Source organism: Paenibacillus sp. GYB004, assembly GCF_036577605.1.
GTDB classification, from domain to species: Bacteria; Bacillota; Bacilli; order Paenibacillales; family NBRC-103111; genus Paenibacillus_AB; species Paenibacillus_AB oceani.
This window is the reverse complement of the sequence record NZ_JARBDB010000013.1, coordinates 17,619-39,985: the sequence shown is the minus strand read 5'-3', so window position 1 is coordinate 39,985 and position 22,367 is coordinate 17,619. Positions and strand designations below refer to the sequence as shown.

The window sequence follows — 22,367 nt, the reverse complement described above, 5'->3', positions numbered from 1 at the left end:
TTATCCCTCTTTTAGAAATTTTTTGTGTTCGTCAATAAGTAGTTCAGTGTATTGTTTTGCAATATCCTCATAGTCATAGTTCTTTTTTACAAATTGAAACGCATTTTGGGCCAAGCTATTATATTCCTCTCGCGAAAGTTCCGCGCACTTTAATATCTTCTCCCTGAAATCATTTACATCGCCTTCTTCAAACACAAATCCATTGCAATGTTTTAGTCTATCGGCATTAATGTTGTTATTCTCTGATACAACTGGCAAACCACAGGCTTGTGCGTCATAAAAACTTAAACTGCATTGCTTCGGGAATACGCATAAGTCTGCCATTTGATAAAATTGGGGTAAATCGGTATATTTTTGCGTAGTAAAACGAATAATTCTATTCTCGGATTTTGCTAATGTAGCCTCTAATTCTTTTCCGTATTCTCCGCTTGAATTGCCTACAGCAACAAGAATAATGTTTTTATGGGTATCGAACTTTTTACAGAAAGCTTCTGCCAGCAACTTTCCTCCCTTGCTTTCATTTAGTTTCCCCGTGTAAATTACAACAAAATCGCTTTCTTGAATTTTAAATTTCGATCTGAAATTCGCTTTAATTTGCAAATCAGGGTAAAAAATTGTTGTATCGGAGCCAAAAGAAAGAAAAGGTGTTTGTTCTTCTGGAATTCCCAGATGTTTGTTGACATAGTTATCGTCTTGAGTTCTTATTACAACCCACTTATTTTTCTTTATTAATGGAGTAACGAAAGATTTGAAATAAAACTTAAAAATACTACTAAATGGGTTCTTCGAGGCCATCTCCAACATATGATTATCAAATATAATTGGAATGTTTAAATATTTATGTTTTTGAGCTATGCGAATCGAAGATAATGTGTCGTTTGTATGACACATGATTACATCTGGATTCAGTTCTTTAATTTTTTTTATGTAACCTCTCTTGTATATGACACGTCCGCTAACAACCCTATGGATAGGTAAGCGTATTATTTCGATCCCAAACTTTCTGCTGAATAGTTTATCTTCTTCGTATATATTTTCCGTGTTCCCAAAAGAAGCAAATGCAGGATGCTCTTCGATTTTATCAGATGTAACGATTATGACTTCATGGCCTTGTTTCACCTGATACTTTGGCAATACGTTTATTTGATATCCGAATGACGGATGAAACATCTCATCCCAGTGCAAAATCCTCATTCCATCTACCTCATATCGTTATTTAGAGATCTTGTATGAACTTCTCTACATTGTTGAAATATGCGGCTTTCTGCCTTAATTCTATAAGGTCATAATCCCACCATTTACTGTTTAATAATTTTTCTATAGTCTCATCGGCAAATCTCTTTTTTATTAACCTTGCTGGGTTACCTGCCCAAATCTCGTATGCCCCTACATTTTTGGTGAGAACTGAACCCATTCCGATGATAGCGCCATCTTCAATACTTAAGCCACTTTTAATCAAACAATTACTTCCAATCCAAACATCATTGCCTATGGACGTCATTTTCCCAAGCCTATATTCATGATTGGAGAAGTTTTTCCCGAAAATATTTTTACCTTCGTGGAATATTGGAGATGTTGACACCCAATCAATTGGATGACCTAAGCCGCCAATAATACAGTTATCTGCAATGGAACAATAATTGCCTATTCGTGCATTAATAACCGTGCATGAATTTCCAACATATGAATACTTCCCCATACTTACATTAACTAAATGAGAAGCCGAACATACTTTTGCCGTTTTATCTATATAGGAGTTTTTGATTGAAGGAATATTTATTTTTTTTACCACTTTTGAAAACAAATATCGAATCATCGAATCACCGCTTCATTGGTATCGATTTTCCTCCAAACGACTCTGTTCACATAATCCGTGTAAGACAAGATGATACGAAGCACCTTATCGGATACGTTAGGCATGCTGTAATCATTCACGAGCTTTAATGTTCCTTTATCTTGAGTTTCTAATACTTCTAGCCCTTGCAATATCCTCTCTCTTTTTAGCCCCACCATCATCACTGCTGCCTCTTCCATCGCCTCGGGTCTTTCATGCGATTGCCTAATATTAAGCGCTCTAAATCCCAGAATGGAAGATTCTTCACTAATAGTTCCACTGTCGCTAAGTACTGCTTTTGCTTTCATTTGAAGTTTTACATAGTCGTTAAACCCTAAAGGTTTTAATGTTTTTATCAAAGCGTCAAACTTTACTCCCTTTGTATGAATCATATTTCTAGTTCTTGGATGCGTACTTATAATGATCGGCATACCGTATCGTTCCGCTACCGCATTTAAACTGTCGACTAAATCTAAAAAGTTTGTTTCCGAATTGATATTCTCTTCTCTATGAGTCGAAACAACAAAGTAATTTCCTTCTTCCAGCTCCAATCTCTTCAAGACGTCAGATTGTTCGATGTCCACTTTTCTTGAGTTGATGACCTCGAACATTGGGCTTCCTGTTTTTATAATTCGATCCGCTGGCAGACCTTCTCTTATCAAGTATTCTCTTGCAATATCGCTATACGTTAAGTTGATATCCGCAATATGATCGACAATTTTTCTGTTCGTTTCTTCCGGCACTCTCTGGTCAAAGCATCTATTACCGGCTTCCATATGAAAGATCGGAATCTGTTTTCTTTTTGCCGCAATCGCGCATAAACAACTATTTGTATCTCCAAGTACTAACAAGGCATCGGGCTTAACTTTCTCCAATATAGGATCGATTTGGATCAAAATATTGCCTATAGTTTCAATTGCAGTTCCAACGGCTGCATTCAGAAAATAATCCGGTTTTTTCAAACCAAAGTCTTTAAAAAAAACCTCATTTAACTCATAGTCATAATTTTGCCCTGTATGAATAAGAATGTGCTCTATTGCGCTTGATTCTTCCAGTCTATGAATAACTGCGGACAGTCTGATGATCTCGGGTCTTGTCCCCATAACTGTCATGACTTTCAATTTTTGCATGAGTTAGACCTCCATGAAGTAGGTATCCGGTGCATCGGAATCAAAAAGTTCGTTTGCCCACATAACGGTGACCATGTCGCAATCCCCCAGGTTTTCAATATTGTGCGCATATCCTGTCGGTATATCAACAACCTCCAATTTTTCGCCACTAACAAAATACTCGATGACTTTATCCGAGTTAACGTTCCTGAAACGAATTACTCCTTTGCCGCTTACAACCAGAAACTTCTCATTTTTCGTATGATGCCAGTGGTTTCCCTTTGTTACGCCGGGTTTAGATATGTTGACCGAAACCTGCCCTCTATCCCTGGTTTTAATAAACTCCGTAAACGATCCTCTCTGATCCACATTCATCTTGAGTCCATAACTGAACTGATCTTCGGGTAAATAACTTAAATAGGTGCTGTACAATTTTTTTGTGAATGAATTTGACATGTCCGGAATGGTTCGATCCCCCCGGCCTTTTTTAAACGAGTAAATCATATCGATGATTTCTCCAAGGGTTGACGTATGTACAGTCGGGATTTCACAAAAGTCTCCGACCAAATTTTCTTTACTTTCCATCGCTCGTATCATTTCTTCGACCACATCATCAATGTAAGACAATTTCATTACAACGTTTGGATCGTTTATATTAATTGGCAATTCACGAGCAATGTTATAACAGAAGGTTGCTATTGCACTGTTATAATTAGGTCTACACCATTTTCCAAAAACATTCGGTAGACGATAGATGAGTACTTTTGCTCCCGTAGCTTTACCATATTTTAAAAGCAGGTCTTCACCTGCTTTTTTACTTAAACCATAATGATTATCCAGCGAGGCTTGGATTGACGAAGCAAACAAAACCGGGCAACTGTTACTATACCTTTTCAGCTTCTCAAGCAGTGTCGAGGTCAGCCCAAAATTAATATCCATAAATTCAGACGAGTCTTTCGGACGATTAACTCCTGCCAAGTGAAATACAAAATCCACCTCACTGCAATATCTATCAAGTAAAGACGGATCTGTCTCCTTACCATATTCAAATATATCCACATAATTTCGATTTCTTAGCTCAGCTATTAGGTTCTTACCTATAAACCCCATAGCTCCGGTTACTAGTATTCTCATAGCGGTTCCAACCTTCCAATTCTTCTCGGACATAGTCAAGCTTCAATAACTTATCTTTTATCTGCTCAACATTTAATCTTTCGGTGTTATGAGAGTTGTATTCTTCTCCGGATGACAATTTATGGTTTCCTACGACAAAATATTTGTCATAATTAAGGTCTCTTTTGTCCGCAGGCACCCTATAAAAACCGCCTAAATCTTGCGCAACCACATGCTCTTCTCTAGTCAGCAACGTTTCATACAGTTTTTCCCCATGACGAGTGCCTATTATTTTAATTTCGTTATCTATATTGAATAGTTCTTTTATCGCTTGCGCCAGATTGCCGATAGTCGATGCAGGTGCTTTTTGCACCATGATATCTCCGGCTTCTGCATTTTCAAAAGCGAAAATGACCAGCTCCACCGCCTCTTCAAGGCTCATGAGGAATCGAGTCATATTTGGATTTGTTACGGTTAGTGATTGTCCTTTTTTAATCTGATCGATAAATAAAGGTATTACCGATCCTCTGGAAGCCATTACATTTCCGTAACGCGTTCCACAAATAAGCGTTCTCCCCGAATCGACCGCTTTAGCTTTGGATACGAACACTTTTTCCATCATCGCCTTGGAAATCCCCATAGCATTAATCGGGTAAGCTGCTTTGTCCGTAGATAAACAAATCACTTTTTTTACTTCGGATTCAATCGCTCCGACAAGGACATTCTCTGTCCCTATAACATTTGTTTTAACCGCTTCTAACGGAAAAAACTCGCAGGATGGTACTTGCTTAAGAGCTGCAGCATGAAAAATATAATCCACACCATACATCGCATTTTTCACGCTACCTATATCTCTAACATCGCCTACATAAAATTTGAGCTTGTCACTTTTGTAAAGTTTTCGCATATCCTCTTGTTTCTTTTCATCTCGAGAAAAAATGCGAATTTCTTTAATGCTTGTATTTAAAAACCTTTTCATTACAGCATTCCCAAAAGAGCCTGTTCCGCCTGTTATAAGTAAAGTTTTATTATCGAACATCGGATGATTACCTCTTTCAATTAAAATGCCCCTCCAAGATTGTGACTGAACGATCTACTTTAAAATTACGCTCGATAAAGTCTCTTCCGCTGCTTCCCTGAGTTTTTAAGTTTTTGCTGGTAGCCATTTCTCTTATTTTGGCTACAAACAAGTCGCCATCTCCTGACCAAACCCACTCGCCGCACTGAGCCTCTTCTATTAAGTTTTTTAGATCTGAAACACGATCCGTTGCCGCGATTACTGGTTTGGCATACTCCATATATGACAAAATGCGAGAAGGATAGTTTGGAATCGTGAAGCGGGGGTCAAGTACGATTAAGCCTACATCGCATTCCTTCGTAATTTGTTCGTAATCGTCTCTTGGTAAATTCTCAATAACAAGAGCGTTTTGAATGGCATTTTCTTGTATTATCTGTTCTAATTTATACCTATCCGTCCCTCTTCCGACAAAAAGGAAGTAAATTCCTTCTACGTCCATGCATTCCCGAATCGCTTTACATAAAAGATCTATATATTGGGGTCGCCCCATATTGCCGCCAAATAAAAAAACACAGGATTCCTTAGGTATGCCATAACGTTCTCGCATAGGAAATCCATCTGTTTTGATATGATTCGTTATTTTTTTTGTATTCGGGAAGATTTCAACACTTTTGCTATTTAACCACGGGTAATGTTCAACTAAATAACTTTTGTTAGCAGTAGACATACAACCAATATAATCCGCAACGCTGTACAATTTTTTTTCCTTAGCAGCGAAATATTTAAACAAGACGCCTTTTCGTTTCATAATACCCAGATCAACCGCATTTTGAGGAAATATGTCCTTAAGCATTAAGTATGCAGGGCAATTAAATTTCCTCTTTGCCCAAGCAACGAGTCCGGCATTCGTAACAGGGGGGGATTCGAATAAAATACAATCAAACTGCTTTTCTCCTATGTACTTAGTAATTCCATTTTTCATTAAGTATGGGATTTTAAGCGTTGTAATTCCTTTCTCTATAAACCCTACATCATAATAATTTCCAGTGACAATTCGAAGCACATCAAATCCTCGTTCTTTTTTGAATTCCGTATTCTTCTTATTTCTCGCTTGTTCTGATACTGCAACTGTTATATCATGCCCGGCGTCATGGATCGCCTCAGCTAAATCCGTATATATTGTCGCGCCTTTTTCTGGTTCAGGAAATGAAGTGGCAATGTATAAAACATTCAATTATTCTCAATCCCCTACTGTTCGGTAAACTACATATTCTAGTAGTTCCATAAATGAAAAACTTGATGACATCCTACTTGCATACAACCGACTTTATGATAAAAATTAATTGCCCCTAAGTTACGAACTTGTGTGCCAACCCTGATTTCGTTAATGCCATTTTTGTAGGCATCGTATTCTACAGCATAGAAAAGGCTTCTCCCAACACCTTTTCTCATTACCTTCTGGGAAACAGCAACAAGTTCAATAACATATGCATTATCTGAAGTGGAAAATAGGAGAAAGCCATTTGCACTGCCATTTTCATCCCAATAAACGGCAAAACGTTTATCTGACCTTTCAAAAGAATTAATAAGCCACTGACGATAGACCAACTCCCCCCCTCGCTTTGCCAATTCCAGATCTTCCGTAAATTTTGATATCGGAAAATCAGCCAACTCGATGAGTTTTTCATTTATTGTTAATGAGCTCTCAATTGTAATGTCTTCAGAAAACTTAGTTGATTCTTTTACTTTTTTTACAAACTGTATATTTACATCTGCCAAAAACGCCGAGCATCCTTTTCCTATCAGTTGGGCATTGGCCGGTTCCGAATTCCGATTTTCGATTGATATGAATTCATAATTACTAATTTTCCCATTTATTTCGTCCCACTGATTCTGTGCAAGCGGCCTGTGCATAATAACTTTCGCGCTTGTGACACCAAAGAACTTTGTATCCCACATGAGTTCGTAGAAGGTCCATGCCTTGTCAAAGCTATCGTTCATCTCAACTAAACCTCCTACATTTCAACGCCATTGCTTTTATTACTATTAAGATCCGGTACAAATACATCTTTGCGCCTCAAAACGGATATGGCTGTTTTGAAGAAAATTTTAATATCAAGCCAACAGGATAAATGGTTAATATAATAGATATCGTTTTGTATTCTTTCTTTCCAAGGCACGGTATTTCGGTAATAAGCCTGATTATATCCGGTAACACCCGGCCTGATTTCCAGCTTTCTCTCTTCATTACCCTCATATAGTTCCAAATGTTCTGGCAAATCCGGCCGAGGGCCGATAATGCTCATTTCTCCTTTGATAATGTTTAGGAGCTGCGGCGTTTCGTCCAGGCTAGTCTTACGAATAAACTTACCGATTCTCGTCAATCTGGGATCGTCATCCGCATTGAAAGTTGACCCGTCTTCATTTCTTAAATCGGGCGAATTCATTTTCATGGAGCGGAATTTGTACATTTTAAAAACTTTGCCGCGCTTACCGAGCCGCGGGGCGTTATAAAAAATCGGGCCCTTGTCTTGAAAATAAATCAGCGGGCCAATTATGACCAAGATAATTAGCCAGAAAGGAAAGGCTATCAGGGCTAATATGAAATCTATTACACGTTTGAACACATGTTTATACATCTTCGATCCTCGCTTACCGCTAATCTTTTTTGACTTCCTCCATCGCCCGCAAAACAGTTTCAATCACATATTCCACATCTTCATCACTCAACAAAGTATGAAGCGGAAGCGTTATCTCATTACGGTATACATCAAAAGCATTCGGAAAGTCTTTAATATCGAATCCAAGTTTCTTATAAGCAGTAAATTTTGGCAGCGGCTTGTAGTGGACATTGCAGAATACCCCCGCTTCCGCAAGCCTGACTATAATTTCATTTCTTTCCGACTCTCCGATTCCTGGAATTCTCATTAAATAAAGATGACCCGAAGAGGCATAGTTCTCGCCATAATGCTGCAAGCTTTGAATTCCAAACGGTATTAGTGCCTGATCGTATTTCTGGATAATCTCCTTTCGCCTTCTTAAATTTCCCGCATACCTGTCTAATTGCGCCAAGCCGATTGCCGCAGTAATATCGGTCATATTGCATTTATAAGCTGTATAAACAATATCGTATTCCCATGCACCTTTTTGCGTTTTAGCCAATGCATCTTTGGACTGGCCATGAAGACTGTATAGCATATACTGCTGATACAGCCACTCATCGTCCAGTCCCATCCCGTCTCGCCATACGACCGCCCCTCCTTCCGCCGTTGTCAGATTTTTCACTGCATGGAACGAGAAGCAAGTAAAGTCGGCCGCTTGTCCACACTTCAGTCCGTTCTGTTCAGCTCCGAATGCATGGGCGGCATCCGTCATGATGATAACCCGATTAAATGCTTGTTGAAGCTCATTGTTGGCACAGAATAGTGATTTTTTATTTTCCACAATCTCTAGTAGAAGGTCATAGTTGCACATTTTCCCTGCGATATCTACCGGAATAATCGCTTTTGTTCTCTCAGTAATTGCATCAGATAACTTAAAATAGTCCATCTCAAATGAATCCGGCGCTGTATCTACTAAAACGATTTTTGCTCCGACATGATGGATTACCGAAGCAGACGCCGTGTAGGTGTAAGCGGATGTGATGACTTCGTCTCCGGGACCTACGCCCAGAATACGAAGAGTCAGTTCCATAGCGGAAGTCGCGGAATTGAGGCAAACCGCCTTACCGGTACCAACATACTCAGCAATTTTTTTCTCCAAATACTTCGTTCTTGGTCCAGTCGTAATCCATCCGGATTTCATCGCTTTAACCACTTCTTCAATTTCAGCTTCAGAAATATCCGGTGGAGAGAAAGGTATGGTTCTGACCTTTGTATCGAACATACGGGTTCCCTGCCTTCTTTTAGTATTGGTTATATCGATAAGCCAGTGGCTGCAAAAAAGCCGTAAGTTTACCCCACCGTAACTTCCCTTAGCATTGTCGGCAATTTCGTTTTCTCCTTTTCCTTCTCTCGCTGCCCGTTCCCGATCTGCTGATAGCTCGGCACTACTGCGCCGAGCAGCTCGACAATGATGTTCGCATCCTCCGTAATGTACCGTTCCAGTTTTCCAATTTCCGACAACATCACACCATGTTCCGTTTGTGACGGCTTACCGATAAAGATCCGATCGTGTTTTGTCGAACTAATACCTTCCTCGCTAGTAAGTAATTCTTCATACAACTTCTCACCAGGACGTATGCCGCTGTATTGAATGTCTATGTCGGTGAATGGCTCGAAGCCGGATAGACGAATCAGATCTTCCGCCAGATCTTGAATCCTGACAGGTTCACCCATATCGAGAATGAACACCTCACCGCCGGCCGATAACGCCCCCGCCTGGATAACGAGTTGAACCGCTTCTGGTATAGTCATGAAATAACGAATCATGTCCGGATGAGTAACGGTGACCGGTCCGCCGCGGGCAATCTGCTCCTTGAAACTCGGGATGACGCTCCCTCTGCTGCCCAGTACGTTCCCGAAGCGGACGGCTGCAAAGCGGGTTTGGCTGATTGGATTCAAACTTTGAATGTACATCTCCGCGATTCGTTTCGTTGTGCCCATGACGCTTGTTGGGTTGACCGCCTTGTCGGTCGAGATCAAGACAAACCGTTCCGTTCCAAAGCGATGCGCTGCATCGGCTACGTTTCTCGTGCCGAATACATTGTTCTTGACCGCCTCTTGTGGATTTCGCTCCATAAGGGGTACATGCTTGTGAGCAGCTGCATGGAAAACGACGGCCGGTCGCATATCCTCGAAAACGCTGAATATACGCATTCGATCCTGTACATCTGCAATGATTGTCTCCAATTGCAAACGTGGAAAATTACGCCTCAGTTCATGTTCAATCCCAAAAATGCTGTTCTCTCCATGTCCGAGCAAGAGCAGTTTTTTAGGACGAAACAGAGCGATTTGTCGGCACAGCTCTGAGCCGATCGACCCCCCCGCACCGGTAACAAGCACCGTTTTCTTCTCTACATAATTGGCTATTCCTTCCAAATCTAACTTAATCGGATCACGCCCGAGCAAATCTTCCACGTCGACATCACGTATTTCCTTGACCGAAATTTTGCCGTGGATGAGGTCTCCTAGCTTCGGGATCAACTTCAGCTTTGCTTTGGTCAGCTTGCAAATGTCGATCAGCTGTGTAATTTCTTTTTTCGATACGGACGGTAGAGCAATGATGATTTCATCTATTCCATACTTCTCTACTGCTTCGGCGATCTTCTGTCTGCAACCGTACACTTCCAACCCGTGCACTTGAAGCTTGTGCTTGTGCCGATCGTCATCGATATAAGCTACCGGAATTATTTGCGATGATGGATCGTTTAACAGCTCCTTAACAATCATTGAACCGCATTCCCCCGCGCCAATAATAAGCGCCTTTCTCCTATGCTCCCGCGACATTTCCCACCGTTGTCTGCTGAAGACATGGCGGAATGAACGCCAAGCAAAGCGCGAACCTCCGATCAGCAGAATAATTGTTTCAAAGCTACGCAGATGAAGTGTAAAAGTAATAGGAGGTTTCAGTACAAACGTTCCAACCAAGTAACAAATAAAACTGCTTAGCATGACTGCCATAATGATCGAGAGCATTTCCCCGACGCTGGCGTACTGCCAAATTCGGCTGTACAGCTTGAATAGGTACATCGAGCCAGTCGTGAATACAGCTGCAAGAAAAGCGTAAATCATGAACTGCCAGACGTTACTTATAGACCATATTCCATCGTCGTTCAATAAGTAAGCCCCGCATACACCGATCAGGATTAAGAGGGAGTCTATCGCGATCAGTAGCGTCAGTCTTCGAGAATAGCTCATGTCGTTCCTCCATCTTGAAAATTAGAGTGATTTGAATGCTAAAAAGAACCAGCTATACCTAAATGAACAATAGCTGACTCTTTTTATCATTCGAACGCTTATTGATGATCGTTCGCAATGGGCATCGAACCCTTCCTCACACCACACTCTTGACGATTAACGTCTAAGGTGACAATCACCCACAGCATGGCCGAGTGCCTACAGTGATAAAGGTTCAGTAGACATTACCTTCATTCATAAACAGTTTCTTATACTTTTATTTCGATGTATTCACCAACACAGCCCCGAGTACAACAGCCCTCACATAGTTCAACTGGGCCAAAGCTTTCTTCGCTGCTTCTCGCTTTACTTTTCCTTGATTCACGATCAGCACCACTCCATCGCTTATGGCAGCCATAATCTGTGCATCCGTTACGGCCAGCACTGGAGGAGAATCGATCAGGACGATGTCGAACTCTTCTTTTACTTGGCTCAAAAGCTCCTGCATCCGTTCCGACGACAACAACTCCGAAGGACTTACGGTAGCATGCCCGGCCGCTATAAAGGAAAGATTCGCTATTTGCGTCTCGGAAACGGTATTGGATAATGAACTCTGTCCAAGCAAGATATCCGCTAACCCAAATCCGTTGGATGTAAAAGTGTGGTGCAGCATCGGTGATCTTAGATCAGCGTCAATGACGAGTACCTTCTTACCTTCTCTGGCGTATATGACGGCGAGATTAGCTATCGTTTTCGACTTTTCGTCTTTTGAAGTTACAGATGTCAACAACACAGTTTTGGTCGGCTCGGAAGATGTCGAATACTGAATTTTCATGCGCAGCGTTCTGTAATCTTCCGTTATTAGGGAGCTTGGATTAAGCTCAGTGACCAGATTCTTTTTGATCTTATCCGTTACTGCTGGCATAAGTTTTCTCACCTGCTGCTCTTTGATAGGAAGCTTTATGCCTTCCTTTTAGATCCTTCTTCTTAATCTTTCTGATCATTGCCAAAGTGGGTAATCCGAGAGCCAACTCGATATCTTTTTCACTTTTGATCGAATCATCCAAATATTCGAGAAAGAAGATCAATCCTGTTGAAATTAATAATGAAGCTATGAATGCAATAATCATGTTTAACCGTATATTGGGACTTACCGGAGTTGGATGATCTTGAATCTTTTCTTCATTGAGTATAGTGACATTATCCACCTTCATAATTCTGGGAATTTCTCGTTTAAAAACCTCAGCAACCGCATTTACAATTCCTACTGCCCTTGGATGTGAAGTATCCGTGACATTAATGGTCATTACTTGCGACTGTTCTTTGGAAGTTACAGTAATTCTTGCGTTCAGGCCTTCAGCGGTGAGATTGAATTCAGGATGCTCGTCAACTACCTTATCCAAGATCGCTCTTGTCTTTAAAATTTCTTTATAAGTATTAATTAATTGAATATTGGCATTAAGTGAACCTAAATCTAACTTATCAATACTCGAGGATTCACTTGATTTATTGACAATCAGTTTGGTGCTGGTAGAATACACGGGCTTCGTAAAGTAAAGATTGATGACGGCCGTTGCTAGACAAGCGATCGAAACAATCGAAATTAGAATCCACAACTTTCTCTTCAGGATTAATAAAATTTCTTTTAATTCCAGTTCCATGAGTTCCTCCGGCAAACACAGTTTTTACGATCCATTTCGTATCAATATATCTGCAAAGATTTTTTAATTAATATAGAAATGAATATTTAATCAATGATACAAATTGTATCATTGATTCCTTAATTGATTATTTATTTAAATATTAAAAGCAAAAGCATCATTCAGACGGCTGGACGTGTTCCTCGGATCGGCTAGGAGTGACTTGTTCGATATAAATCATCTGCGCATTTTCCTTACTAATATGTAGCTGCTCCAAAACTTTTTTTATATCTAAGTCTATTCTCCTGTCATTCTCCACTCCGTTCCCCCCTGTCTTATTCCTAACCTTACTTTAAGATACATTTTGTATCCCTGTCAAGTATATATTTGGTTAACATAACAGACAAAAAAGAAAAAGCTGCATTTTCAATGGGGGGGATAGCAGCTCAACCCGCAATATTTAATCATTTGCATGGAGAACACATTTCAAGCCATTCCTATATACCTTAACGTAACCGAAGGAGCCGAATGATTAAACAGCTCCTTTAGTCGCATAACATCATTCGTTTTCAGATAAACATGGTAACCATATGTTTTACGCATCGTGTGAGTCCCGACGTCCTCCAAGCCGGCTTGCTTGGCTGCTTCGTTCAGGATGCGGTATACCCGGATTCGTTTGATCGGCTGCCCAGTCCGTTGGGAGCGGAACAAGTAGTCATTAATGTCCATACATTTGTTATATTCACGGAGGGCGTGAATTAATTCATCCGTCAGCTTGAAACTTTTCATTTTTCCCGTTCTTTCTTCTCTCAGCGAAACGACGGTTTTGTCCTGGACGTCGCTCACCTTCAGCTTCAAAATATCGGTCAAATGCAGCCCCGAGCTGATGCCTATAGTAAAAAGCAGCCAGTCTCGATCGGACTGTTTTTTCAGTATGGTCTGGATCTCTTTAATTTTCTCCACGTCCTTTATAGGCTGGACGACTTGCATGATTCACACTCCTTCTTAGTAAGAATCCTCTCCCAAATTGTGCGGCTGCATTCACAGTACTACGTCACCCTGAGGCAAGCATTTTGCTGAACGTGCCTTTCGTTTCATCGGACAGCTTCTGGTACTCCCCTTGCTGGATAATTCCCCCGTTCTCCAGGACGATCACCTGATCGGCATTTCGAATTGTAGAGAGCCTGTGAGCGATGACGATTAAGGTCATTTTCCCTTTCAACCGATCGAGCGCTTCCTGAATTTTGATCTCATTTTCGTGATCCAGCGCGCTCGTTGCCTCATCGAGCACCAGAATGAGCGGTTTTCGCAGGATCGCCCTTGCCAATACGAGCCTCTGCCGCTCCCCGCCCGACAGTTTAATCCCCCGGTCGCCGATAACGGTATCCAAACCTTGCGGAAGTTTGCTTACAAATTCATCCGATGCGGAAAACCGGAGAGCCTCCCACATCTCCTCCTCTGTGGCCCCCGGTACGACCATCATCAGATTTTCCCGGACGGTAGCGTGAAAAAGGAACGGATCTTGCGAAACGTAACTGATCGCCCCTCGAATGGAAGGCCGGTTGGCAGGGGTCAGAGGAATTCCGTCTATTCGAATCTCGCCCCGTTCCGGCTCAATCAATCCGATCAGAAGATCGATCAAGGTGCTTTTGCCCGCACCTGACTTCCCCACAACGGCGGTCATACTATTCGCGACAATTTGAAAGCTGACGTCGTGAAGGGCATAGCCCGGTTCCTGGGGATCATACCGGTAAAACAAATGGCGGCATTCGATGTTTTGTTCCATACGCATGGCGGTTACAGCTTGGCCGTGACGGTCGATATCCAGCTCTTTGGCGTCCGCACATTCCCGGTGCAAACCCGACAGACTCTCAAAAGCCGGAAAGGTAGATACAATCTGCTGCCAGCTCGATTGGATGGACGTAAACCTCGGCCACAATCGGGTAAAGATGAGGATAACCAGCATCAACTGCCCCGGTTCGGCGCGAAGAAGCTTAATCGACACCCAAATGAACATGGCGATCAGCAGCGTCGATACGACGCGATAGACCAATTGGGAAGTCGTTTGCAGCCGCGAAAATTGGACATAAGTGTCCTCCATCTTGTTGCCCAATCGAGTAAACCACGTGTAGTGATGTTCTTCCAGCGTATTGCTTTTTATATCTTTGATCCCGTTAAAATGCTCGGTGACGCCCGCCGTATAGGTCCGAGCCAACAGAGTGATGTTTTCTCCCAAATGTTTGGCTTTTCTAATAAATTTCCGCGAGAACAAAGCTAGCAAAATGCCGCTGACCAGCACAAACAGCGTCAGCTTTACCGATAACCATAGAGCAAACACGATCTGAATGCCGGTAAATACCAGGTTAGTTCCCAGTCCAAGCGCGGAAACGGTGCCCTGGCTTACATTCGCGATCTCGTGAGTCATCATATGCGTAAAATCGGCTCTTCTCTTCTTAACAAACAAACTCCAATTCGACTGCAGAATCGCCCGGTACGTCTCGAATCTTAAAGATTTAATGAACATTTGCTGGATTTTGCTGTTCTGGATCGTTTGGCTTCTTTGCAAGAAAGCTTGAATCGTTACTATAACAATGAAAGAGAGCAAAATGACCAGCAGTTGCAAGTATTCCGGAATATGGGCAAAACCCTGATTCACCCAGGAAATAAGCGGGATCGGTCCGACGTCGACGCTCAGAACCCCGATCACGCCCAACATCGGGATCAATAAATAAATCGCCGCCCCTTCCAGGGAACTGATGATCATCATACTGAAAAAGTTAACGTACAGCTTAAACCCGACGACATGGTGCATTTTCTTCAAATAGGGCAGTAGTGGCGTCATCTCACATCTCCCTTGTCAGCCCTTGGCGCTTCAGCAACTTCCGCCTGATATACAAGAGGGGCCGCAGAGGAACATACAAAAAACGCAGTCCTTTCGGCAGCGGAAACATTTCCATATCATACGCTTTCGGCTGGAGCATATGAATGAAATATTTCAGCTTTGCCATTCCTTTTACCAGGGATATCGAATACTGATGCGTTCTTCGTCCCTGAATATACTCGATCGCCAGCTTGGCGAGCCGGTAAGAATAACGGGTGGGTTGAAGGGCCGGCAGCCGGTCGCCCGTCTGCGTTCCGAACAAGCGGGAGGTCAGCAGGAGAGCCTGCGCGCCGATATGCTGCAACCGATACGCTTCCAGATGCTGCACGATCCGTTTCCAATCAAGCTCCTCCGCCATCAATTTATCTATATCCGATAACCAACGAAGCCTGGACCAGCCATGACGGGCGCCGTGAGTAGTCAAGCTGAGAAACAAGTCCTCGGGGCCGAAGCTGTGCACGGAAACCCCTTTAAAAGAGAACGTCCTCTTTCTTGCCCACAATTCGTCGAAGGCAGGTTCGCTCCAGGTTTTCCAATTCAATCTCCAGTGAAGCTCGATCTGTATTTTTTTATTAGGATGGATGTAAGAATGATGATGCTCCCTTGTTTCCGTTAGGATCGTGGCCGGGTCGGCATCCGCCGCGAAGTAACCCGCATCGCGCAATACCGCGCCTGCCCGTTCCAGATCTTGATCCGCCACAAGGATGTCCAAATCTTTGCAGGTCCGCAGCGAAATGTCCCCATATAGACGTTCCGCGAGCAGAGGACCTTTTACGAGCAAATACGGAATCTCGCTTTTGTCCAATTGGATACCGATCATCTGCATCTCTGCGCTTAAGCGAAGCATTTGAAACGTATTATTCGTATAGTCTTGCTGCAGAACCTGAACGACGTGTTGCGGAAGAAGCTCTTTGCCCAATCGGCTCACATTCGAATAAACCAAAGGATACACGCGATGGTGCCGGGTCAGCTCTATAAACTGATCCCAGTCGATTGATGCGGATGTGCGCAAGATGTGACCGGGAAGGTCCGGCGCATGTTCCATGCCAACGATGGAAAGCAGCAGCTTCAGCTCTTGTGACATCGAACTCCGTTTCAGTTTGAACTTGCTACCCATTGACGGCTCCCCTTTGGCTCGCTTGGCGCTTACTAACGTTTCCGAACTTGGCTACGACCGTAAACCGCTCCATTTCCTCATACCCGGAAATATAATACGGACCGCTGCGCAGCCACGCATGGGCAATCATGCTGCCGCTTTCGTCTCTGGCCGTTCCCAGATACAAGGTGCTCTCGATTCCCCGTCTTTCGAGCATCTTCATCCCGGCGATCGCCTTGACCAGACACATGCTTTCCCACCAGGTGTAACGGCTCATCACTTGAATCGCTTGCGAAATATGCTTAATTACGTTCCGCTGGGCCGGATTGGGCGCCAGGTCCGTCTCCATCATCCGGATTCCCAAAGAAGGCGCAACTTTCGCAAAAGGCAGCGCTTTTAGCAGTCTCGCCCAGCCCAGATAAAAAAAAGCTTCCATAAATAACAGCTTCGTGCCCGAATTCAGCGACAAAAACGATTTCACTTTTCTCCACAACGTTAGGTGCGCCCTTCCTGCTATAATTTGGCCGTAGCCTTAAGTCCCGGTTCGTATGAGCTTCTCGGCCAGCATAGTCTGCAAAAACGACAAAACCTGCCGCTCGCAAGCGTCCTGGTCGATCTCGTACTCTTCTCTTAAAGAAGTGACCACTTGCCTGACCGAAGTCGGCGATTCGATCAATTCCCAGATTCGGCCTCCGATCGAGCCGAGGTTGTAATATTTGCCCGATTCGACGCTCATCATTACTTTCTCGTCATTCATATTGCTCGCCAGAAATCCGTCGGACTGCATCACGACTTGGTCAAGCTCAAGCGGTTGAACGCTCATCACAGGTCAAGCTCCTTTGTTAATAGAATCCACAATTCGTGCGAGCAGCTGTTCCGGGGCAAAGGACGAAGCGGATCTTCGAACCTGATACACCCGAACCTGCGTACTGATGCTTGCCGACATATGGAAATGCCATTTCTCCAATTGAAGGATCGGGATCAGCATGCTGCGGTACGTATGGAACCGGAACACAGGAAGCTTCTCCAGTCCCTCCAGCTGATGAACATACAGGTCGTCCCGGGCAGGCAGCAGCTCGAAAATTCCGCCAAGCGGCACCGGACTCGAATAAAAACGGTTTTTGACCGGGATCGCGTATTTATTTACTCCGCCGTATAACGGAGCATATTGATCCGTCTGCATGCCGAAGCCGGTCAGACTTTCCTGCCATAATTTTTGCTGCGGATACGACGGGGTTACAACCGGCGTCCCCTCATGCGACAACGATACGGCAATGACGTCATCGCTTACAAGCGAGTACCCTTGACGGACAAACGCAGCGGCAAGCGTCGATTTGCCGGCCCCGGATTCGCCGACGAAAGCATAAGCTTTGCCGTCCACGACGACCGCGCTGCCGTGCAACGGCAATATTCGACGTTGCATCAACAAGGCGCCCATACAGCTTCCGAGCACGTACAGCCGGACCTGATTCTCATCCGAGCCCGCCAGAGGCGACACGAGAATCTCTCTGCCTCCCCGGATACAAACATGAGCGATTCCCGGCAAATGAAAATAAATGTCCCCGTCTTTGCCCGCATAATAAGAGTCATGAAACAACGAGTCGTCCCAGATACCGGACAAATCGGCAATCCGGATTTCTACGTCAGGCGCCCCCTCTTCATCGTCGATCGATAGGAGTTCGGGCAAAGCAAAGTCGCTGGAAAAACGCAGCCCGAACGCTCGATAGGCATTTCTCTTGGCTGTAGGAATGATCATGCAATGCTTCCCCCTCCCCTCTTAAAAAGGGGCCCCTATACAGGTTATGTATAAGGGCTCGGATTCTCATAATAAGTACGGATTAGGAATCGTAAAGATCCCCGTCCAGCTTGCCGCCAACCCATGTCCAGTCGACTTTCGTCGAACCGATACCGGACATCGTCATGCTGACGTCAAGGACTTCCAATGTAGGAGCCTGCCACTCTTTTTTCATACGTTTCACCTCCCTCCGTTGCATGCAGCCGTTTTATAAACCGGAATGCGATCAAACTTCGCATCAAAAACCTTACATCCGAATCGAAAGCCTGCTCCGGTCTCGGAGCGTCGCCGATCCGGGCCAAAGCTTGGTCGATTGCGGCGATATTTAAATAGGCCGATGCGCCGGTATCTTTGGATAACTCGCGAAGCTCGCCGGTAAACATTCCCCATGCAGGCAGCATCCGATGCAGCCAATCCGCGCCTTGTACCCCGCGGGTCCGTTGATTCAGCCGCACTTTATCGGGCAAGTACGGTTTCGCGGCTCTCCGGATTAACGACCGGTCGTATCCGTTCTGGACAAACTGGTCGAGCGGCAACGATAAGCAGAACCTTACCACTCGCGCATCGCTGCTGGGATCGCGCTCCCATACCGAATGACGCAGCGACAGCTTCGTGCAGGAAGCTCCCCGCATATTTTGAACGGCCAGGTTGTGGAAGAAGCTCTCCCTTTCATTCACCATGCTGACGTTGGATTCGAGGCCGATATCCTGATCTTTCAACATTTCATACACGTTCGTTTTCTCGGCGAAATCCGGATGAATCATCGAAGCAATATCCATCTGGCCGATCGAGCGGTGCGTAGGGCGGAAGAACGCATACTTGCCTAGCCGTTTGATTAAGTTCAGCCGGCCCATCCGCATATTTTTGCTGTAAGGCTTCAGCTCGCGATAAAAACGGACCCAGCGAAGCTTCCTTAATAAATGGACGTAATATTCGGCCGCCGACCCCCACGAGATCGAGAAGTTCCCGGCTGCGCCTGTAAGCAGGATGCCCACCCCTTGTCTGGAAGCTTCTTCGTAGATTCCTTTTATCCAGTGCGAGTTTTCGAAATTTTTGTAAGGCGCCTGAAGCACATCCAGCCAATCATCCACTTCCGAAAATGGACTCAGGTCCGGGAAGTCCAAATAATTTTCCGTAATGTTGCCTACGAAACCGACCGTTTCCTGAATAAACGGGCGTTCGTCCGCCATCCGGCTCGCTGATGTCCAATCGACAAAATCGGGAGCGGGAATCGTGCTGAACGCATGCAGCGGCCTTCCTTCCCGTCGAAGGAGTTTAGCGGCTGTACCCGCGACCAGGCCCGAATCCAGGCCGCCGCTTAATGTCGCCCCCACCTTCCGATGGGTGCGCAGTCTGCAGGCAACCGCTTTTTCAAATACGTCCCGAAACGCTTCTTCGTAGTCCTCATTCGAAGGCAAGCGCAGCCGAGTCTCAGGCACAAGCGTCCCGTACCTCGTCAGCTCGATTCTTCCGCTTCTCATCACGAAAGAATGGGAGGCCGGGATTTGATTAATATGTTTGTATGCCGTGGTATGTATATCCGTATTATCCAGCATCGTCGGGATCGCGAGATATTGCGCAAGCCACACTTCATCAAGCTCCGTCTTCACACCGGGAATCGCGAACAGGGGCGAAATCGTCGTACAAAACGCGGCCCTTTCCGGATTGCGGTGATAGTACAACGTCCGGCTGCCGAATATATCCCTCGCTCCGAACAAACTATGATTTTTCCGGTCCCAGATGAGAAAGGCGAAGTCGCCGAGCAAAAACTTCGGAGTATCCGTGCCCCACTTCATGTAAGCGTCCAGGATCAGCTCACTGTCGGTAATCTGCTCCCGTCTCCCCGCTTCGATCTGCAGCTGCTGAAATAACTCGTCGCGATTATCGAGGATCGCGTCCGCCGTTATCGCGAGCCGGGCTTCATCCCGGTAGAGAGGCAGCCGCTCGCCAACCGATTGGGGCGTGATCCATTGGGCATGACAGCCAAGAAAAACAGTTCCGTCATTCCAAGCACCCTGATCGTCAGCAGGATACGGTTCAAGAGCCTGCATCATCCGTCTTCCTTCGTCCTGGAGCCGTCCAGACGCTTCATGATCGTATACAATACCGACTAGTGCACTCATGGTTCCCCCTGCAGCGTTTGAAGCAATGTTGTCGTCCTCGGATTTATGTTATGATACATTTTGTATATTGTCAATCTAATTTGATACAAATAGTATCATTATGATTACAAGGACTCACTACTGGTTCCTTTTTCCTATTCCACTTCGCGGTGTAAACTGCCGCCGTTAGCAAACAGCGGATATGAATATATATTAGCCGGCGCTGCGATTATGCGCGCTGAACTCAAAAACGGAATGAACCCGGATCTACGCGATACTGCCGATCCCCAGCTACTCTCGGTTCTTCTCGGCCTGCTGCTTGAGCTGCGCTTCCTCCCCCTTTGCCGCGCTTATTTGAACCCCATCCGTTTCCTTAAACGAGCTCTCCTGCAGCCTGGATAAAAACTGGTAAACTTTCTTCGTTTCAATCTCCAGGTGCCTCATTACTTCCAACACATCGATTTCCCTCTTCTCGGCCATTTTCTCCCCCAAAAATGTAGATCTGATCTTCATCAATTTTGGCGTGCAATGAGTCATCTAATGTTGTAAAATATGAAATGATTTGCTCATCAACAATATCGAACCGAACAGGTATGTAGTCATAGAGTTATGATACTTTTGTATCAACAATTTAATTTTAGATACACAACGTATCAAAGTCAAGCGTTATCCCTTTATTATTTCCGCGTTTTTCTAAATAATCAAATTTATTCCACTCGGAGTTCCTAACGTTAGTATATCTAGGGAATATTTAGTTGCTTCCGTTTGCTAGATTACGAAATTTATATCGTTCGTCTTGTTTTACTGTTGTACCAGTGGGTATACTACTATTATCGGATTTCGAACTTAGGGGGACAGACGATGATGAAATGTGGGGATAGAATAGCATATCTTCGCGAGAAGAGGGGCCTTACGCAAGAGGAATTATCTCATAAACTCGGGATCTCTCGCGCCTCCCTATCCCACTACGAAACCAATCGTAGAGAGCCGGACTATGAGACTTTGCGGAACATAGCCAACTATTTTGACATATCTCTGGATTATTTGCTGGGCAGAACCAACGATCCATACTCGGAGCTTGATAAGGACGTACGGGATTTCGTAGACAGCCTGGAACTATCCGACGAGAACATCTTGGAGAAATTCAGCCTTACGGTAGACGGAAGGAAGCTTTCGGTTGAAGAAGCCAAACGGTTCATTGCTTTTATTCGAGCAGAGCGTTCCTTCAAATAAACTTTATATGTTGCTTTTAACCTTCCAAGAGGTCGTCAGTTCCATGAGGACTTCTTCTTTATGTTTCATTGATACAAAATGGACCAGAAATCTTTCCCTATTCATTAGTATATGAGAAACAGAAAGGGATGGAAACTATTCTTTTTGTCAGATCCAAAAATGAACGCTTACCGGCGTCTTTTGACAGGTGTTTACCTAGATTTAGAGTCAAGCCACTCCCACGCTACACTTTCTTGATACATTAATAAACAAAGAGTAAATCGCCTTTGCCTTAGCGACTTACTCTCTCCCCCTCACATCCGTAAAACCGCATCCCGCCCCTTCATTCCCGGCACGATGCCTAACCGCTCCGCTTCGTGGGTGACGGACTCCAAGGGAGCGTCGAGCAGCTCGTCGAGCGTGCGGACACCGGTAGCCCGGCCAGCAATGATATTTCGATCCTTCAGCCGATCGTTCAGCAGCCCGATGTCCAAGGCGCCGCACATGATGTAGCCCCGGTCCGTGGTGACTGCGATCAGCGTCGTTTTCGGCAAGGATACGGTAATGCCGATTACGGTACGCCCCTCTATTACGATAGGTTTCGCTTCAATCATTCCAGACGGTTCTCCTTTCGCCTCAAGGTTAGTATCAGCATATGCAAGCGCTGCCCGCTTAGTCCGGTCTTTCGCCCAGTTCGAGCCGGATCTGCCTGGCGGCGGAAGGCAGGAGC

Annotated in this window: 23 protein-coding genes; 1 reads left to right on the top strand and 22 read right to left on the bottom strand. The window is 44.5% G+C overall.

All coding sequences use genetic code 11. From position 1 onward, the window contains the following. The 21 genes from PV433_RS08820 to PV433_RS08720 all read right to left on the bottom strand — a co-directional run bounded on the left by PV433_RS08820 (nt 1) and on the right by PV433_RS08720 (nt 20,881). Nucleotides 1–1,194, bottom strand: a complete 1,194-nt coding sequence (locus tag PV433_RS08820) for a glycosyltransferase family 4 protein (RefSeq protein WP_332071800.1) — start codon at nt 1,192–1,194, stop codon at nt 1–3. 22 nt (nt 1,195–1,216) lie between these two features. Beyond that, nucleotides 1,217–1,816, bottom strand: coding sequence for a CatB-related O-acetyltransferase (locus PV433_RS08815; RefSeq protein WP_332071799.1), 600 nt, complete (start codon nt 1,814–1,816; stop codon nt 1,217–1,219). Beyond that, a complete protein-coding gene (gene wecB / locus PV433_RS08810) occupies nt 1,813–2,964 on the bottom strand; it encodes a non-hydrolyzing UDP-N-acetylglucosamine 2-epimerase (protein ID WP_332071798.1) in 1,152 nt (383 codons plus the stop codon). The genes PV433_RS08815 and wecB overlap by 4 nt, the downstream gene beginning before the upstream one ends. Nucleotides 2,965–2,967: 3 nt before the next feature. Next, a complete protein-coding gene (locus tag PV433_RS08805; protein WP_332071797.1) occupies nt 2,968–4,077 on the bottom strand; it encodes a capsular polysaccharide biosynthesis protein CapF in 1,110 nt (369 codons plus the stop codon). Continuing rightward, entirely contained in the window at nt 4,037–5,095 is a 1,059-nt protein-coding gene (locus PV433_RS08800; RefSeq protein WP_332071796.1) for a polysaccharide biosynthesis protein, read from the bottom strand. The genes PV433_RS08805 and PV433_RS08800 overlap by 41 nt, the downstream gene beginning before the upstream one ends. A 16-nt stretch (nt 5,096–5,111) precedes the next feature. Beyond that, nucleotides 5,112–6,308: a glycosyltransferase family 4 protein gene (locus PV433_RS08795; protein ID WP_332071795.1), complete on the bottom strand. Its 1,197-nt coding sequence runs from the start codon at nt 6,306–6,308 to the stop codon at nt 5,112–5,114. Between the two features lie 38 nt (nt 6,309–6,346). Beyond that, nucleotides 6,347–7,075, bottom strand: a complete 729-nt coding sequence (locus PV433_RS08790; protein ID WP_332071794.1) for a GNAT family N-acetyltransferase — start codon at nt 7,073–7,075, stop codon at nt 6,347–6,349. 14 nt (nt 7,076–7,089) lie between these two features. Beyond that, nucleotides 7,090–7,713: a sugar transferase gene (locus PV433_RS08785; protein ID WP_332071793.1), complete on the bottom strand. Its 624-nt coding sequence runs from the start codon at nt 7,711–7,713 to the stop codon at nt 7,090–7,092. A 19-nt stretch (nt 7,714–7,732) separates the two neighbouring features. Beyond that, entirely contained in the window at nt 7,733–8,959 is a 1,227-nt protein-coding gene (locus PV433_RS08780) for a DegT/DnrJ/EryC1/StrS family aminotransferase (RefSeq protein ID WP_332071792.1), read from the bottom strand. A gap of 68 nt (nt 8,960–9,027) precedes the next feature. Beyond that, on the bottom strand, nt 9,028–10,932 hold the full coding sequence (locus PV433_RS08775) for a polysaccharide biosynthesis protein (protein ID WP_332071791.1): 1,905 nt from the start codon (nt 10,930–10,932) through the stop codon (nt 9,028–9,030). A gap of 256 nt (nt 10,933–11,188) precedes the next feature. Continuing rightward, nucleotides 11,189–11,836 carry a CpsD/CapB family tyrosine-protein kinase gene (locus tag PV433_RS08770; RefSeq protein ID WP_332071790.1) on the bottom strand — a complete coding sequence of 216 codons (648 nt, stop codon included), beginning with the start codon at nt 11,834–11,836 and terminating at the stop codon, nt 11,189–11,191. Further along, complete coding sequence (locus tag PV433_RS08765; RefSeq protein ID WP_332071789.1) at nt 11,817–12,572, bottom strand: YveK family protein; 756 nt, start codon at nt 12,570–12,572, stop codon at nt 11,817–11,819. Before PV433_RS08765 ends, PV433_RS08770 begins: the two co-directional genes overlap by 20 nt. 465 nt (nt 12,573–13,037) lie before the next feature. Further along, entirely contained in the window at nt 13,038–13,541 is a 504-nt protein-coding gene (locus PV433_RS08760; protein ID WP_332071788.1) for a tyrosine-type recombinase/integrase, read from the bottom strand. 64 nt (nt 13,542–13,605) lie between these two features. After that, entirely contained in the window at nt 13,606–15,393 is a 1,788-nt protein-coding gene (locus PV433_RS08755) for an ABC transporter ATP-binding protein (RefSeq protein WP_332071787.1), read from the bottom strand. 1 nt (nt 15,394) lies between these two features. Then, entirely contained in the window at nt 15,395–16,549 is a 1,155-nt protein-coding gene (locus PV433_RS08750) for a nucleotidyltransferase domain-containing protein (RefSeq protein WP_332071786.1), read from the bottom strand. Then, a complete protein-coding gene (locus PV433_RS08745; protein ID WP_332071818.1) occupies nt 16,542–16,964 on the bottom strand; it encodes a lasso peptide biosynthesis B2 protein in 423 nt (140 codons plus the stop codon). Before PV433_RS08745 ends, PV433_RS08750 begins: the two co-directional genes overlap by 8 nt. A gap of 96 nt (nt 16,965–17,060) precedes the next feature. Continuing rightward, nucleotides 17,061–17,351, bottom strand: coding sequence for a lasso peptide biosynthesis PqqD family chaperone (locus PV433_RS08740; RefSeq protein WP_332071817.1), 291 nt, complete (start codon nt 17,349–17,351; stop codon nt 17,061–17,063). Between the two features lie 6 nt (nt 17,352–17,357). After that, a complete protein-coding gene (locus PV433_RS08735; protein ID WP_332071785.1) occupies nt 17,358–18,284 on the bottom strand; it encodes an HPr kinase/phosphorylase in 927 nt (308 codons plus the stop codon). Between the two features lie 82 nt (nt 18,285–18,366). Continuing rightward, on the bottom strand, nt 18,367–18,498 hold the full coding sequence (locus PV433_RS08730) for a paeninodin family lasso peptide (protein WP_190932129.1): 132 nt from the start codon (nt 18,496–18,498) through the stop codon (nt 18,367–18,369). Next, on the bottom strand, nt 18,458–20,446 hold the full coding sequence (locus PV433_RS08725) for an asparagine synthase-related protein (protein WP_332071784.1): 1,989 nt from the start codon (nt 20,444–20,446) through the stop codon (nt 18,458–18,460). The genes PV433_RS08730 and PV433_RS08725 overlap by 41 nt, the downstream gene beginning before the upstream one ends. A gap of 270 nt (nt 20,447–20,716) precedes the next feature. Beyond that, complete coding sequence (locus PV433_RS08720; RefSeq protein ID WP_332071783.1) at nt 20,717–20,881, bottom strand: hypothetical protein; 165 nt, start codon at nt 20,879–20,881, stop codon at nt 20,717–20,719. A gap of 408 nt (nt 20,882–21,289) precedes the next feature. On the opposite strand from PV433_RS08720, the gene PV433_RS08715 reads away from it, so the two are divergent. Continuing rightward, a complete protein-coding gene (locus PV433_RS08715; RefSeq protein WP_190932157.1) occupies nt 21,290–21,658 on the top strand; it encodes a helix-turn-helix domain-containing protein in 369 nt (122 codons plus the stop codon). Between the two features lie 293 nt (nt 21,659–21,951). Here PV433_RS08715 and PV433_RS08710 read toward each other — a convergent pair whose 3' ends face one another. After that, entirely contained in the window at nt 21,952–22,251 is a 300-nt protein-coding gene (locus tag PV433_RS08710; RefSeq protein WP_190932132.1) for a YunC family protein, read from the bottom strand. Nucleotides 22,252–22,367: the final 116 nt, after the last annotated feature.

Excerpts from the sequence above, each read along its gene's own strand:
- PV433_RS08820 (WP_332071800.1), bottom strand. The coding sequence starts at position 1,194 with ATGAGGATTTTGCACTGGGATGAGATGTTTCATCCGTCATTCGGATAT.
- PV433_RS08815 (WP_332071799.1), bottom strand. The coding sequence starts at position 1,816 with ATGATTCGATATTTGTTTTCAAAAGTGGTAAAAAAAATAAATATTCCT.
- wecB (WP_332071798.1), bottom strand. The coding sequence starts at position 2,964 with ATGCAAAAATTGAAAGTCATGACAGTTATGGGGACAAGACCCGAGATC.
- PV433_RS08805 (WP_332071797.1), bottom strand. The coding sequence starts at position 4,077 with ATGAGAATACTAGTAACCGGAGCTATGGGGTTTATAGGTAAGAACCTA.
- PV433_RS08800 (WP_332071796.1), bottom strand. The coding sequence starts at position 5,095 with ATGTTCGATAATAAAACTTTACTTATAACAGGCGGAACAGGCTCTTTT.
- PV433_RS08790 (WP_332071794.1), bottom strand. The coding sequence starts at position 7,075 with ATGAACGATAGCTTTGACAAGGCATGGACCTTCTACGAACTCATGTGG.
- PV433_RS08785 (WP_332071793.1), bottom strand. The coding sequence starts at position 7,713 with ATGTATAAACATGTGTTCAAACGTGTAATAGATTTCATATTAGCCCTG.
- PV433_RS08780 (WP_332071792.1), bottom strand. The coding sequence starts at position 8,959 with ATGTTCGATACAAAGGTCAGAACCATACCTTTCTCTCCACCGGATATT.
- PV433_RS08775 (WP_332071791.1), bottom strand. The coding sequence starts at position 10,932 with ATGAGCTATTCTCGAAGACTGACGCTACTGATCGCGATAGACTCCCTC.
- PV433_RS08770 (WP_332071790.1), bottom strand. The coding sequence starts at position 11,836 with ATGCCAGCAGTAACGGATAAGATCAAAAAGAATCTGGTCACTGAGCTT.
- PV433_RS08765 (WP_332071789.1), bottom strand. The coding sequence starts at position 12,572 with ATGGAACTGGAATTAAAAGAAATTTTATTAATCCTGAAGAGAAAGTTG.
- PV433_RS08760 (WP_332071788.1), bottom strand. The coding sequence starts at position 13,541 with ATGCAAGTCGTCCAGCCTATAAAGGACGTGGAGAAAATTAAAGAGATC.
- PV433_RS08755 (WP_332071787.1), bottom strand. The coding sequence starts at position 15,393 with ATGACGCCACTACTGCCCTATTTGAAGAAAATGCACCATGTCGTCGGG.
- PV433_RS08750 (WP_332071786.1), bottom strand. The coding sequence starts at position 16,549 with ATGGGTAGCAAGTTCAAACTGAAACGGAGTTCGATGTCACAAGAGCTG.
- PV433_RS08745 (WP_332071818.1), bottom strand. The coding sequence starts at position 16,964 with ATGGAAGCTTTTTTTTATCTGGGCTGGGCGAGACTGCTAAAAGCGCTG.
- PV433_RS08740 (WP_332071817.1), bottom strand. The coding sequence starts at position 17,351 with ATGAGCGTTCAACCGCTTGAGCTTGACCAAGTCGTGATGCAGTCCGAC.
- PV433_RS08735 (WP_332071785.1), bottom strand. The coding sequence starts at position 18,284 with ATGATCATTCCTACAGCCAAGAGAAATGCCTATCGAGCGTTCGGGCTG.
- PV433_RS08730 (WP_190932129.1), bottom strand. The coding sequence starts at position 18,498 with ATGAAAAAAGAGTGGCAGGCTCCTACATTGGAAGTCCTTGACGTCAGC.
- PV433_RS08725 (WP_332071784.1), bottom strand. The coding sequence starts at position 20,446 with ATGAGTGCACTAGTCGGTATTGTATACGATCATGAAGCGTCTGGACGG.
- PV433_RS08715 (WP_190932157.1), top strand. The coding sequence starts at position 21,290 with ATGAAATGTGGGGATAGAATAGCATATCTTCGCGAGAAGAGGGGCCTT.
- PV433_RS08710 (WP_190932132.1), bottom strand. The coding sequence starts at position 22,251 with ATGATTGAAGCGAAACCTATCGTAATAGAGGGGCGTACCGTAATCGGC.